Origin of the sequence: Croceicoccus pelagius, assembly GCF_001661915.1 — a bacterium.
Taxonomy (GTDB): Bacteria; Pseudomonadota; Alphaproteobacteria; order Sphingomonadales; family Sphingomonadaceae; genus Croceicoccus; species Croceicoccus pelagius.
The window spans coordinates 548,621-563,412 of record NZ_LYWY01000039.1 but is presented as its reverse complement, the minus strand read 5'-3'; the positions used below and the strand labels follow the sequence as shown (position 1 = coordinate 563,412).

The window sequence follows — 14,792 nt, the reverse complement described above, 5'->3', positions numbered from 1 at the left end:
GCAATCCATGACCTGACTGCGCCCGTTCGCAGGCGCGAGCAAGGTCGGCAGGCCTATTGTTCACTGCCTCCGATCAGGCCTTCCCCGTCCTTCAGCGCAACACCGGTCATCTGCCGCACCTGCGCCGCTTTCAGCAGGCGGACGATGGTATCGGCTGCATCGTCGTATGATAGGCCATGTGGCGGTCGGATGTTGGAGACGCAATTGCGCTCGCTGTCCTTGCGGCCGGAGCGCGGCTGCCATGTGAGATAGGCGCCGAGACTGTCGGGGGAGCTGAGCCCGGGTCGTTCACCTATGAGTACGCAGACGAGGTCGGCCTTCATTCCCTCGCCGATGGAGTCGCCGATCGCGACGCGCGCCTGATGCGCAGCGACGACCGGACCGATCCGCCAATCACCCAGCCGCTCGATAATAGCCAGCGCCAGCGAGGCGGCATGGCCATGCACGGCAGCAGCGGACAGGCCATCGGCAATGACGATGGCAAGATCGCAGCCGTCGGTCGGGAGCATGGCTTCGTCGCCTTCGCGAAGCCTGCGCCCGAGATCGGGGCGGCGCAGGTATTCCTTCCGATCCGCCGCCTGGCTGCGCACGACGATCACGTCACGGCCCAGCGCGTCTGCCAGTCCGTCGGGCTTGAGCGCCGTGTTCACCGCATCCCGCGCCCGCGCATGGTCGAGCTGAAATGCCAGCGCGGCTCCGGTCGGCAGCGCTGCGCCCGCCCTCCCCAGACGCAGGCGCGCAGGGGTGAGATCCGACAGGACTTTCGCCAGATCGCGTTCAGCCATGGCCGTTCGCCAGTGCCAGCATCCGGTCGGGCAAGGTCAGCCCTTCGGGTTCGACCGACTTTCCGTCGCGCCAAAGGCCCTGTTCGGTCAGCCATTGTTCGAACTCGGGCGCGGGCGCGAGGCTGAGCGTCTCTCGCACGTAAAGCGCGTCGTGAAACGAGGTCGATTGATAGCCGAGCATCACGTCGTCCGCGCCCGGCACGCCCATGATGAAGTTTACGCCCGCCAGCGCCGTCATCGTCAGCGCGGCGTCCATGTCGTCGCCATCCGCCTCGGCGTGGTTGGTGTAGCAGATGTCCAGCCCCATCGGCAGGCCAAGCAGCTTGCCGCAAAAGTGATCCTCCAGCGCGGCGCGTGTGATTTGCTTGCCGTCGTAGAGGTATTCGGGCCCGATGAAACCGACGACCGAATTGACCAGAAGCGGCCTGAAATGACGCGCCACGCCATAGGCGCGAGCCTCCAGCGTCTGTTGGTCCACCCCGTGATGCGAGTCGGCGGACAGGCACGAACCCTGCCCGGTTTCGAAATACATGCAGTCCTGTCCCACCGTCCCGCGCGTCAGCGACATAGTCGCGTCCTGCGCCTCTCGCAGCAGGGCAAGGTCGATACCGAAACCGCGATTGGTGCCTTCCGTCCCTGCAATGGATTGGAAACAGAGGTCGACCGGTGCGCCGCGGCGCACCAAGTCCAGCGTCGTGGTCGCATGGGCAAGAACGCAGGTCTGCGTCGGGATGGACAGCCCTTCGCGAATATCATCGAGCAGACGCAGCAGGTCACCGGTCGTGCCGACATTCTCGCTGACCGGATTGATGCCGATTACCGCGTCGCCCGCCCCCATGAGAATGCCGTCGACCGTCGAGGCGGCGATGCCCAGCGCGTCGTCGCGCGGGTGATTGGGCTGAAGCCGGGTCGAGAAGCGTCCCGGCAGGCCAAGCGTGTTGCGAAATGCCGTCACGACGCGAATCTTGCGGGCGGCAAGGACAAGGTCCTGATTGCGCATGAGCTTGGAGACCGCTGCCGCCATTTCCGGCATCAGCCCGCGTGCGAGGGCGGCAATCATCTCGCCGGTAGTCGCATCGTCGAGCAGCCATTCGCGTAATTCGCCGACCGTCATCGCAGCAACCGAGCCAAAAGCACCGGCGTCGCGGTCATCGACGATCAGGCGGGTGATCTCGTCGTCCTCGTACGGGATCACGAGGTCTTCTAGGAACGTAGTCAGCGGAAGGTCGGCAAGGACGATGCGCGCCGCCACGCGCTCTTCGGCAGAGCGTGCCGTGATCCCAGCCAGTTCGTCTCCGGAACGCGGCGGGCTCGCGGCGGCGAGCAACGTCTTCAGGTCCGCAAACCGGTGGCGGATGGACCCGATGGAGACGCTATATGCTGCCAAAACGGCTTCCTTCGCGCAGGATCGAACAGGCTGATGCATAAGGCATTTGACCCGTTCGCACAAAGAAGCACTGCCGTCTTACGGGATCAGGAAGCCCAGCCGAAGTCCGGTCGCCAGATCGGGCGCACCCGCGCTCAGCCCCGCGGAGCCGTAGGCGCCAAGCGACACCCCGCCGCCCAGCCCGACATTCACGCCAGTCGCCACGCGCTGGCCGTCGGGCAGGCCGTCGCTGGTGCTGGCCGAATCCTGATAGGCGACAAAGCCCGTGGCGCGCTTGCCGATCTGCGCGGCAACACCGGCATTCACGGCAACCCCGTCTTTGCGTTCGTAGCCTTCGGAGCTTCCCGGCATCGTGTAGGTCAGGCCCGCGAACGGCGTGATGCCCGCGCCGATGGTCTTGGAGATATCCGCACCCACCGCATAGTCTGTCTCGCCCGTTCCCAACCCTTCGTCAGCCGTCGGCAGTTTCACGGTGCCACTGACCGACAGGTTCACGACCTTGACCGGCAGGGCATAGGCCGCGGCCAGCGTCACGTCGCCCAGACCTTCGCGCACGATGCGTTGATCGACCTGCGTTTCGCTGGGGAACAGCGGCAGGCCAAGCGGCCCGTCGGGGGTGACGATCGTGCCCTTGCCTTCCGCCTCTATCCAGCGCCACGGCACGCTTGCGGCGAAGGTCAGGCGGTCATGCTGGACCTTGACGGTCGCAGGAACGGACCACGACCGGATATCCTGATCGGTGCCGTAGCTGCCCTCTTCGTAATCGACGCCGACGCTGATTACGGCGGAGGTCTTGTCGCGCGTTTCGGCGGGCTGATCCTGCGCGATGGCGGCTGCGGGGACGAATGCGCCAAGGGCAAGGATGATGCGGTAATTCATGCGGTACTCGTTCCTGTAATCGCGCCGGTGTGAACCGGCCTTCGACTACAGGAACGAGCCCCGAACGGGGTTTAATCCATCAGCTTGCGAAAAGCGTGCGCCCCTGTCCCGCAATGTGCGCCAGCATGGCGGGCGAGACCGGGACGGAGTTTTCGGCGCGACCTACCATGGAACGGAACTGGCGGATCGCCGCTTGGCGGCTCTCGATCCAGTTCGCGAGCGCCTCTGCCGGATCGGCCTTGGCCTTTTCTGTTCGCAGCAGCTTGTGCAGGAACTGCAGGCGCATCTGCTGAAGGTCACGCGACAGGCCGGCGACCAACAGGCGTTCCCATGGGTCCGACGGGCTCATCACCGCGGCGGTCTGCTGGGCCCAGTCGATGCCAAGCTTTGCGCCAAGTTCGGTGAAAGTCGCCGCGACCGTGCGGGCCTTGATGCCGCTGTCTGCCGAAAGCTGCGCCAAGCCGATCGCGCCGTCCAGCTGGTAGAGGTGGACAACCGCATCGGCCAGCGCCGCCGGAGCGCCCTTGCCCGTCAGTTCGGTGCGAAGACGATCCGAATGTGCCTTTGCCGCCGTTTCGAGCAGCTTGGACGTTTCGGTGGCCAGCAGGTCCACTTGCGGACGCAGCCGGTCATGGATTTTAGAAGGCGAGATTTCGCCGGCGCCAAGGCGCAGCACGTCGGCCATGTGGCTGCGCACCGCACCTGCCGTCCGGTCGAGAAGCATGAGACGCGCCTCCTCTGGCATTTTCGCGCTCTCGATCTTCTCCCACAAATCGCGCAAGTCGAACAGGCGATCGACCGCGACGAAGGCCGCCGAAATCTCGGAGAGAAGCGCATTCTCCTCCTCCGCCAGTTCGAACGGCAGAACCATGCCCAGCCGGTTCACGATCCGGTTGGCAAGCTCGGTCGCGATGATCTCACGCCGCAGGCGGTGCCCCTCAAGATACTTGCGGAATTTGTCCTGCAACTGTTCCGGGAAGGAGGTGACGAGCGTCTTCTCCATCGCGGCATCGTCGGGCAGCTTCGAATTTTCGATCGCATCTTGCAGAACCAGCTTCGAGCTCGACAGCAGCACTGCCAGTTCGGGCCGGGTCAACCCGTGACCTTCCGCAGCGCGGCGGGTGAAGACGTCGCTTGCGGCAAGGCCTTCGGTCCGGCGATCGAGATTGCCGCCATCCTCGAGCTGTTCGATCAGGCGGATCTGCGAAGCCGTGGCGGGCGAACCGCCCTGCTCTGCCACCGACAGCGCCAGCGTCTGGAGACGATTGTCCTCCAGCACGATGGCCGCGACTTCCTCGGTCATGTCTTCAAGCAGCGCATTGCGCCGTTCTTCCGACAGGCGACCGGCCTTGCGCGCCGCTTCGAGCGCGATCTTGATGTTCACCTCGTTGTCCGAACAGTCGACGCCTGCCGAGTTGTCGATGAAGTCGGTATTGATGCGCCCGCCGGACAGGGCGAACTCGATACGACCGGCCTGCGTTATACCAAGGTTCGCGCCCTCGCCGACGGCCTTCACGCGAAGCTCGCTCGCATCGACGCGCAGGCGGTCGTTTGCAGGATCGCCCACGGCGACGTGGTTCTGCGCGGTCGACTTTACGTAAGTTCCGATACCGCCGAACCACAAAAGGTCCGCCGGGGCCCTCAGCACAGCGGAAATCAGCGCATCGGGCTCGATCTCCTTTTCCTCGATGCCCAGCACTTCGCGCGCCTGTTTCGACAACGGGATGCGCTTCATCGTGCGCGGGAAGACGCCGCCGCCCTTGCTGATCAGCTTTTCGTCGTAATCCTCCCAGCTGGAACGCGGCAGTTCGAACATTCGCTTGCGTTCCTTCCAGCTTGCGGCCGGATCGGGATCGGGATCGATAAAGATGTGCCGGTGGTCGAATGCGGCGACCAGCTTGATCGCCTTGGACAGCAGCATGCCGTTGCCGAACACGTCGCCCGACATATCGCCGCAACCAACGACGCTGATCGTATCGGACTGAACGTCGACGCCCATTTCAAGGAAGTGGCGCTGCACCGAAATCCAAGCGCCACGGGCGGTGATGCCCATCGCCTTGTGGTCATAGCCGTTGGACCCGCCGCTGGCGAAAGCATCGCCCAGCCAGAAGCCTTCGGCCTGTGCGATGGCGTTGGCAATGTCGGAGAAGCTGGCCGTGCCCTTGTCGGCGGCGACGACGAAATAGGGATCGTCCCCGTCGAGGATCTTGACCCCATCGGGATGCACGACCTTGTCGTCGACGATGTTGTCGGTGACGGAAAGCAGCGCGCGGATGAAAATTTCGTAGCTGGCCTTCCCCTCTGCGGCCCAGCTATCGCGGTCCTTCGAGGGGTCGGGAAGCTGCTTGGGATAAAAACCGCCCTTCGCGCCCGTCGGCACGATGACCGCATTCTTCACGCGCTGCGCTTTCATCAGGCCGAGTATTTCGGTGCGATAGTCGTCGCGCCGGTCTGACCAACGCAGACCGCCACGCGCGACCGGCCCTGCACGAAGATGGATACCTTCAACCCGGCGCGAATAGACAAAAATCTCGCGCCAGGGCAGCGGCTTGGGCAGGCCCGGAACGCCTGCGCTATCGAACTTCATCGCCAGCGCCTCTTCCGAGGCAGGCGCGAAGGCGTTGGTGCGCAAGATCGCTTCGATCGTGGCGTTGTACTGGCGAAGCAGACGGTCGTCGTTGATGGCGTTGACCTTGGCCAGACCATCGACGATCGTCTTTCGCGCCTTTTCGGCCGCTGCGTCGGCCTTGGCCATCGCGGGATCGTGGCGCGAACGGAACAAGTCGACCAGGCCGCGGGTCACGTCCGGCGCACCAACGAAAGCGTCGACCACGGTGTAGATCGTGAAACCAAGACCGCCCTGCCGCAAATAGCGATAGAGCGCGCGAAGCCACTCGGCCTCTTGGTGCCCGAGACCGGTCGCAACGACCAGTCGGTTAAACACGTCGTTCTCGGCCCGGTTGTTCAGCACGGCTGCGATCGCCGCCTCGATGTCGCTGGCCCGTGCGAGCGCCGCATCGACCGGTGCATCGTCGCCAAGTCCGAGTAAGAAGTCATGGATCGTGCCGATCCGGCTTTCATCGAGGCGCGTCGGCATTTCGGCCAGAACGCGGAAACCGAAGTTTTCAAGCGCCGGAACCGCGTCCGACAGGGGCAAGGTGCCTTCGTACTGATAGACTTTCAGGCGAAGCTGGTTTTCCGGATCGCTGTCGAGCCGGTAGAGACGCGCATCGCGGCGAAGCGAAGTCGTATCCTCGGGAAGGTTCGCCAGCCCCTTCATGCGCAGGATGTCGAGCGCGGCTTCCTGCGCGCCGTAGTCGGCCCGGTAGGAAACAGGGAACGCGGCGGCAAAGCGCAGGGCAAGGGCTGCGGCGCGGCCCGGTTCCTCGAATGCGGCAAGCTCGTGCTCGACCGCCTCTTCCCAGCCGCGCAGCATCGTCTGAAGCCGCGCATCGAGCGCACCTTCATCCGGAACGTGCTGCCCGCCGCGAATATCGAGCACAAAGTGCAGGCGGGCGAGGTTTCCGCCCTCGATCTGCAGCGTCCAGTCGAGGATGTCTGCCTTCGACTCGCTTTCCAGCATGTCCATGATGCGGATGCGGGTCTGCGTGCTCATCAGGTCGCGCGGTAGCCACACGAAAGCGAACAGGTGACGCGAAAGCGCAGCCTCGACCAGCGCAAGGCGCGGTTTCGGACGATCGACGAGGCCCGACATCATCGTGGCAAGCCGTGCGATGGCATGATCCTGCAAACCGATGAGCAGATCGTGCGGCAGGACGGTCAATGCATGAAGCACCGCCTTGCCGGTGTGCCCGCGCGGATCGAAGCCGAGGCGCACGGTAAGCTCGCCGAATTCGCGGCGCATGCGCGGCACTTCATCGGGCGGCGTGTTGAGCGCGGCACTCGTCCAGACGCCCGCGTGCGCGGAAATCGCGACGACCTTGCCCTTTTCCATAACCGGTATGAGGAACAGGTCGAGCGGGACCGAGCGGTGAACCTTGGATATCTGGTTCGCCTTCACCACCAGCGGCGCCTTCGACAGCGCCTTGTCACCCAAGTCGTCGAACCATGCGAAGGCGCGGTCCCACGATGCATCGGCAAGGATGTCCTTCGCGCTCTTGCGGCAGACGCCAAGGCGCTGGCTGTTCGACCCGTCGCGCTTGCGCGTCACGTGGCCTAGCTGCGTCAGCATGCCGCCAGCAAACCAGTCCAACAGGGCGCGCCCTTCGGGATCGGTAACGCTACGCGCGTCTTTTTCCATCGCGGCGACCAGTTTCTGCCAGTCCTCAACCGCAGCGCGCACGTCGGCGAGCGTCGTCTTCAGAGCCTGCTCGATCTGACGGCGATGCGCGCCGTCAACGCGCGCAGCCTCGACATAGATCATCGATTCCTCAGGCGCGTCGCTGTTCTCGCCCTTGATGGCAAGCAGCTTGCCAGCCTCGTCACGCTCTACCGGGACGACCGGATGGATCAGCGTGTCGGCGACGAGCCCGAAATCGGCGAGCGTGGATGCGATGGAATCGACCAGGAACGGCATGTCGTCGTTCACGATCGCGATGCGCGTGCCGCGACGCCCTTCGGGCACCGAGGCGATGGCGATGATGACATCGCCATTTTCGCGAATGGCTGAGGATTCGAGCAGGAACTGGGCGATTTCCTCTCGCCTGTCCTTTGCCAGCGGCTCGTCGCCGGGAAGTTCGGAGTCGACGATGTGTCGGACGAGTTCGGGAGCGAGCGTCTTCATTTCGATGCCCGGCTTGTCTGCGATTTCGGTCAAGTTCCCCTCGCAATTCATTCTTGTGCCGTAAAACGGGGTCGGTCGTACCTGATGGAACCGCCCTTTGCGGGCCTTGTTCCGAATTGTGACTTCTGTTCGTGACGAACCGGCGACCTTCCTCCCGGCCGTATCGGTTCGCGCCGCCCCGCAGGCGGGTTTCTCAATGCCTGCCCCGTCGCATATTGGCGCAATCGGGGCAATCGCTGTGGGATGGTTGGTGCACAAGGAAAGTCGCACAAATCTGCCGTTTTACGTGCTGCAGGTGCGAGATGAACCTTGACCGGCACGTTCCCCGGGCCACATAGGTCGGGACGTGACCTTACCGCTTCAATCGCCGCCACCGCCCGATCCCACCAGGGACGTGCTGCTGCTCGACTTCGACGGGACTCTGGTTCCGCTGGCCGAACGGCCCGAAGGCGTGGTCGTGACGCGCGAATTGATCGATCGGATGAACCGACTTTCCGTCTTGTTCGAGGGCCGCCTCGCGCTCGTCAGCGGGCGCGCGATCGAGGTGCTGGACGATTTCGGCTTCGAAGGCCTCTCCATCGCGGGCAGCCACGGCGCGGAATGGCGGCTTCCCGACGGTAGCCGCGACGGGCTGGACCGGCCAGATGAGCTCGACGAGGCAAAGGCCGCTTTCATAAAGTTTGCAAATGGCAAGGACGGCGTCCTGTTCGAGGACAAGCCGCTTGGCGCCGCGCTACACTTCCGTTTGGCACCCTCCTTTGCCGATGCCTCGATCGACCTTGCCAAGGGAGTGGCGGGCGACCTCCACCTTCAGCACGGCCACGACATGATCGAAGTCCGGGTCGGCGGAGTGAACAAGGGTACGGCCATTGCCGAACTGATGAGCCACGCGCCGTTCGCGGGTTTTCGACCCATATTTTTGGGTGATGACGTAACCGACGAGGACGGTTTCGCCCGCGTCGGCGACCACGGCGGCCACGGCATTCTCGTCGGCCGCATTCGTGACACCCGTGCAAGCTATCATCTTTCCGATCCGAACGCCGTGAACGCATGGCTCGCCCGTGCGTTGGAGCCTGCGGGATGACCGCCAATACATGCCCAAACAGGGGAATGACCGCATGAGCCGCCTCATCGTCGTATCGAACCGCGTGTCCATGCCGACTCCCGATGCGGCGCAAGGCGGGCTTGCCGTCGCGCTTCAGGCCGCATTGCGCGAAGCCGGCGGTCTCTGGTTCGGGTGGTCGGGCCGCACGGTCGAGGAATTCAACGGCTCGGTCTCGTTCGAGGAGATCGATGGTGTGCGTTCGGCAACGGTCGACCTCGAACCGCAGGACGTCGAGGAATACTACAACGGCTTTGCAAATCGCACTCTCTGGCCGCTGTTCCACTACCGCATCGATCTTGCGAAATATAACCGCAGCTTCGGCAGCGGGTACGAGCGTGTGAACAAGCGCTTTGCCGAACCGCTCCACGTCATGATCGAACCGGGCGATACGGTCTGGATCAACGACTATCACCTGATCCCGATCGCCTCGCAGCTGCGCGAACACGGTGTGAAGAACCGCATCGGGTTCTTCCTGCACACGCCCTGGCCACCTACGCGCCTGCTGGTCTCTTTGCCCTATCACGAGCGGCTGGTCCGCACGATCTTCGCCTATGACGTCATCGGCTTTCAGACCGAGGAGTGGCTGGAAAGTTTCCTCCACTATTGCGTCAACGAACTGGGTGGATCCGTCGACGGCGAATACGTGACGGTCGACGACATGACCCTGCGCGCGGTCGTCTGCCCTATCGGCATCGACTTCAAGAATTTCCTGCAGGCCAGCACGACGAAGGCCGCGCAGGACCTGTCAGAGCGCATGCGCGTTTCGTTGCGCCAGCTCAGCATGATCGTTGGGGTCGACCGGCTCGACTATTCCAAGGGGCTGGAAGAACGCCTCAACAGTTTCGAACACTATCTTAACAAGCACGAGGAAGCACACCGCTCGGTCGTGCTAATTCAGGTCGCACCGCCATCGCGCGGTCAGGTCGAGCAGTACCAGCACGTCCGCGAAAAGCTGAACGAGATGGCGGGCCGGATCAATGGCGCCTTTGCCGAAGTGGACTGGACCCCGATCCGTTACGTCAACCGCGGCTATTCGCGGGACGAGCTGACCGCACTGTACAGTGCGGCCAAGGTCGGTCTCGTCACGCCCTTGCGCGACGGGATGAACCTCGTCGCCAAGGAATTCGTCGCGGCGCAGGACCCGGAAGATCCCGGCGTTCTGGTGCTTTCGCGCTTTGCCGGTGCCGCTGCGCAGATGAAGGAAGCGCTGATCGTGAACCCCTACGCGCCCGAGGAAGTGGCAGACGCAATCCACAGGGCGATGACGATGCCCCTGGCAGAACGCAAGCGGCGGCACCAGGCGCTGCTTGAAGGCGTGAGGACGCAGGACGTCCACTGGTGGCGCGAGAAGTTTGTAAACCTGATCGAGGAAACGCCGCACACCGAACCGGCAGAATGATCCGCGCCCCAAGGCCGCGATTAACTCTCCGAACCCGCCGGAATGGCGCAAGAGCGCGCCTAAAGTCTTTCGTAAACCATTGACGCTACGATCCCCCGTCAGCCCGCGCATTCATGCGGGCTGCGCGGAGGATACGATGAAGCAGGCAGGTTCTGTACGGATCATTCTGATCGCGACGATCGTTGCGGGTTCGATCGTGGCGTTGAAGACGATTTTACCGCAGATACCGCTCTCGACGACGATCCTTGCGTCCTTCATCGGCTTTGCGCTGATCTTCCTGCTCTACCGTTCGGAACAGCAGCGCCGCCGCGAAGGAGCGGATAGCACCTTGCAGACTGCGAACGCAACCGTGCGCGATCTAAATCCCGCCTCGATCCGCGCGCGTCTGGAAAACCGCCCCCTGCCGCAAGTCAGCCCTCCGCCGATGGCGCGCGACATGCAGGGCGCGATGGAGCCGCCCGCTTACGCCCCGCCCGTCCCCCAGCCCGCCTATTCGACACGTCCGCCCGAACCGCCGGTCCTTGAACTGGTAGGCGAATTCGCGGTCGAGGAAGAGCCGGTCGCCGAGGCCGAGCCTCCGGTTCTCGAACTTTCACCGTTTGATGAAGTAACCGAGGATGATGATGGAGAAGTTCTCGACCTCAACGATTATGGCGAGGCAGAGCCGGTCGCATTCGTTGAAGATACCCAGCAGGAAAAGCCGGTCGCCTTCGTAAGCGGAGTAGAAGCAGACGAAGGCGAGGACGAAGTTCTCGATCTCACCGACTTCTCCGAGCCGGAAGCTGAGGTGGTCGAGCATGTCTCTCCCAATCAAAAACCGGACTATTTCACCAGCGGGGAAGAACCGGAAGATGGAATCCTCGACCTTTCGAACTTCGAAGAGCCGGCAGAAGAAACTGTCGACCGAGTGGCCGAAGAGCCCGCCGAAGAAGTGCTCGACCTCGCCAGCTTCGAGGCGCCGGTCAGAACGCCGGTAAAGCCGGAATATCCGGCGAACGAGCCGTTGGACTTCTCGAACGACGACGAAGATCCCGCGCCCGAATCCTTAGAAAGCCCCGAGCCCGCGGCGATTGAAGAGCCCGCCTCTCACGGCCTCGACTGCAGCAACTTCGAGGACTTCGAGGACTTCGAGCGCTTCGCGGCTACCGGCCCGGCCAAGCCGATGAGCCTCGTGCCGCGCGAGGAGGAAGTGGCCGAGGAAGCCGCAAATGCCGCCCCCGCCGCAAAGCCCACACCGGAAACCGCGCCCGCCTCTTCTCCCATCGAGGCGGCGCGCGGCCATGCCATCGTCTTCCGCGAAGCATTACCGCCCGCAGGCCCGTCTGGCCTTTCGTTCTACGGCGGCTCACCCGTCGCGCCGCCTGATTTCGCATGGCCCCGCGCCATGACCGAAGCTGGCGACATCCCGCTGACTTTCGTTATGCAGTGGGACTGCGCGAAGCTTGCCGTCACCGACCCGACCGACTTGCTGCCCCGCGATGGTGCCCTGTACCTGTTCATGGACCTCGACTGGAGCAGGCCGATGGCCTACCGCTTCATCCACGTAGCCGGAAACGGCGACGGCTGGAGCGCAGTGGCAACGCCCGAAGACCTTGCGCCCGCTTACGGCTCGCAAGCGATCTGGGCCTGGCCGATCTGCGCAGGTGAAGATCACGACGCACGCGGCATCATCCCGCGCCGCCTGCCGCATTGGCCGTTCGAGCCGGTCGGCATGAACCTTGGCCTCAACGACACGAAATTCTGGCAGTCCGACGACGCGACCCACACCTCGCTTTCGCGTCTCGACCTTTCGCCTGCCCCGGCCCCGCTGCCGCGCGAGTTCGCTCGTCCCTACCCCGCCTTCCCGCACGATTGGTCGGCCGTCCGCATCGTCTGCGCGTGGCTGCTGGGCCAACTGCGTCAGCCCGGGCAGCCAGCCGAACTTACCCGATGGCTGGATGAGACCCGCATGCTCTACGCAGTCGCATCGCGTGAAGAGCCGTTCGATTCCATCCCGCAGCTTTCGGCGAACGAGATGTGGGGCTGGATGGAACAGGTCCGCGAACCGCTGGAACCGGTTTTCCAGAGCCTCGTCTCCGCCGCGGTCAACACGACCATCGGTGCGAAGGGCAAGGCGATGGATGCGATCCCCGCAGAACGCATCGCCGCCGAAGCAGGCGTTCATCGACTCTCGGCCAACCCGCAGGCACCTGTCCCCAACCGCATTTTCGGCACGCCGAGCTACGTGCAGGGAGAAGTCGGCCAGTTCGTGGAAGACGAAGTCCTGCTGCTCGAAATCGGCGGCAACGAGACGCTGGGCCACTTCTTCGGCACCGGCGTCCTGCAATTCACGATCGCGCCCGATGACCTTGCGGCCCGCAATTTCGATCGCGTGCGGATGACTGTCGCCGCGGCCTAACCGCCACGCAGCAGTTGCACCCCGTAATCGCGCTCAAACAGGTAGAGCGCGGTCCGCGCAGCTTCTCCACGTGAGCCGGTCAGGCCGCCGTCCCGTTCCATCAGCACGCGGGCATCGTCGTGCGCGACTTCGAGCAGTTCGGCGATCTGTTCGGGCGTCGCGACCACGAAAGCCTGCTCACCCGACTGCCGCGTGCCCAGGATTTCGCCCCCGCCGCGTAGCCGCAAATCCTCTTCAGCCAGCCGAAACCCGTCCTGCGTCTCGCGCATCAGCGCCAGCCGTTCGCGCCCCGTTTCCGACAGCGTATTGCCGCGCAGCAGCAGGCACACCGACTTTTCCGCCCCACGCCCGACGCGGCCGCGCAGCTGGTGAAGCTGGGCCAGGCCGAAGCGTTCGGCTTGTTCGATCACCATCAGCGAGGCATTGGGGACGTTGACGCCCACCTCGATCACCGTGGTGGCGACCAGCACCGCGACTTCACCCGAGGCAAAGCGCGCCATATTCGCGTCCTTGATCTCGGGCCGAAGCTGACCGTGGACGAGCGTCACGGCGTTCTCGCCCAGAACCTGCCGCAGCGCGTCGAAGCGCTCTTCCGCCGCCGCGATGTCCTCTGTCTCGTGCTCGCGCACCATGGGGCAGACCCAATAGGCTTGCTTGCCCTCGGCGACGTGGCGCTGAAGCCCCGCGACGACATCGTCCATCCGCTCGGTCGCGATGACCCGCGTGTCGATCGGCTTGCGCCCCGGCGGCATCTCGTCGAGGCGCGAGACTTCCATCTCTCCGTATTGTGCAAGGGTCAACGTACGTGGGATCGGCGTTGCCGTCATGGCAAGGCAATGCGCCGTGCCCTTGGCTTTCTGCTGAAGCATCAGCCGCTGCCCCACGCCGAACCGGTGCTGCTCGTCGATCACGACAAGCCCGAGATTGCGGTAGTTCACCGTTTCCTGAAAAATCGCATGAGTACCGACGATGATGTCGATGCCGCCGTCGAGCAGGCCCATCAGGATCGATTCCCGCGCCCGACCCTTGTCGCGCCCGGTCAGGATCGCGATCTCGACCCCCGTGCCGCGCGCCATTTCGACCAACGTTTCATAGTGCTGACGGGCAAGGATCTCGGTCGGTGCAAGCAACGCCGCCTGCGCCCCGCCCTCTACCGCGATCAGCATGGCGTGGAGCGCAACCGCCGTCTTGCCCGAACCGACATCGCCCTGCAGCAGCCTCAGCATCGGGTGCTGCTGCGCCATGTCGCCCTCGATCTCACCCACCGACCGTTTCTGCGCGCCGGTCAGGTCGAACGGCAGGCGCAGCTTGTCGCGCAAATGACGGTCGCCTTTGAGCGGCACGCCCTTGCGCCGCCGGTTGTCTGCCCGCACCAGCATCAATGCGAGCGCAGAGGCGAATAGTTCGTCATAGGCCAACCGGTCCCGTGCCGCCTTGTGCGCGCCCTTGTGCGACAGCAACAGCGCATCGCGCCATGCCGGCCATTCGCGCTTGGCGAGTTGCCCCGGCTCGATCCATTCGGGAAGCTCGGGCAATTCGCCCAGCGCCTGTTCGATCAGCGCCTGCAAGCGACCCTGCGTCAGACCGTCCGAAAGCGCATAGACAGGCTCGCATGTCGCACCGAACGCCGCGCCGCCTTCTTCGCTCACATGGTCGGGGTGCACGATCTGCAAGGCATCGCCGTACTGGTCGAGCTTGCCGGCGACCCAACGCCGCTCATTCAGCGGCAGCTGTTTCTTCGCGGTATAGGACGCGCGCCCGAAATAGGTGAGCGAGACGACATTGCCGATATCGTCCGTCGCCATGACGTTGAACGGCCCGCGCCCGCTGCGACTGGCGCGATATTGCGTAGGGGTCAGCGGCACTATCACGTTTTCGCCAATGCCTGCATCGTCGAGATTGGCAACGACGCGGCGGTCGATGAAACGGTCGGGCAAGTGGTAGGCAAAGTCCTTCACCCGCGTGAGACCCAGCTTTTCGAGCGGTTTTTCCAGCTTCGGCCCGACGCCTTTCAGGCTGTCGGCGCTAGCAAAAAGCGGATTGAGGACTTCGGGGCGCATCGCGGCCCTAATAGCGCCTTGCGCGGGGCCGTCTG

The 14,792-nt window shown here is 64.0% G+C and carries 8 protein-coding genes; 3 read left to right on the top strand and 5 right to left on the bottom strand.

Annotation, left to right across the window (positions count from 1 at the left end):
- Window positions 1-53: 53 nt before the first annotated feature.
- From eutC to A9D15_RS14110, 4 genes are all read right to left on the bottom strand, one after another.
- Entirely contained in the window at window positions 54-785 is a 732-nt protein-coding gene (gene eutC / locus A9D15_RS14125) for an ethanolamine ammonia-lyase subunit EutC (protein WP_066766012.1), read from the bottom strand.
- Entirely contained in the window at window positions 778-2,172 is a 1,395-nt protein-coding gene (locus A9D15_RS14120; protein WP_229660242.1) for an ethanolamine ammonia-lyase subunit EutB, read from the bottom strand. Before A9D15_RS14120 ends, eutC begins: the two co-directional genes overlap by 8 nt.
- Before the next feature lie 78 nt (window positions 2,173-2,250).
- Window positions 2,251-3,051, bottom strand: coding sequence for a hypothetical protein (locus A9D15_RS14115; protein WP_066766009.1), 801 nt, complete (start codon window positions 3,049-3,051; stop codon window positions 2,251-2,253).
- Window positions 3,052-3,130: 79 nt separating this feature from the next.
- Window positions 3,131-7,795 carry an NAD-glutamate dehydrogenase gene (locus tag A9D15_RS14110; protein WP_066766184.1) on the bottom strand — a complete coding sequence of 1,555 codons (4,665 nt, stop codon included), beginning with the start codon at window positions 7,793-7,795 and terminating at the stop codon, window positions 3,131-3,133.
- A 346-nt stretch (window positions 7,796-8,141) separates the two neighbouring features.
- On the opposite strand from A9D15_RS14110, the gene otsB reads away from it, so the two are divergent.
- The 3 genes from otsB to A9D15_RS14095 all read left to right on the top strand — a co-directional run bounded on the left by otsB (window position 8,142) and on the right by A9D15_RS14095 (window position 12,697).
- Complete coding sequence (gene otsB, locus A9D15_RS14105) at window positions 8,142-8,879, top strand: trehalose-phosphatase (RefSeq protein ID WP_066766008.1); 738 nt, start codon at window positions 8,142-8,144, stop codon at window positions 8,877-8,879.
- Window positions 8,880-8,913: 34 nt separating this feature from the next.
- Window positions 8,914-10,299 carry an alpha,alpha-trehalose-phosphate synthase (UDP-forming) gene (otsA, locus tag A9D15_RS14100; protein WP_066766007.1) on the top strand — a complete coding sequence of 462 codons (1,386 nt, stop codon included), beginning with the start codon at window positions 8,914-8,916 and terminating at the stop codon, window positions 10,297-10,299.
- A gap of 136 nt (window positions 10,300-10,435) precedes the next feature.
- Window positions 10,436-12,697: a DUF1963 domain-containing protein gene (locus A9D15_RS14095; RefSeq protein ID WP_066766005.1), complete on the top strand. Its 2,262-nt coding sequence runs from the start codon at window positions 10,436-10,438 to the stop codon at window positions 12,695-12,697.
- Here A9D15_RS14095 and recG read toward each other — a convergent pair.
- Entirely contained in the window at window positions 12,694-14,757 is a 2,064-nt protein-coding gene (gene recG / locus A9D15_RS14090) for an ATP-dependent DNA helicase RecG (RefSeq protein WP_066766004.1), read from the bottom strand. The genes A9D15_RS14095 and recG overlap by 4 nt on opposite strands.
- Between the last annotated feature and the right edge of the window lie 35 nt (window positions 14,758-14,792).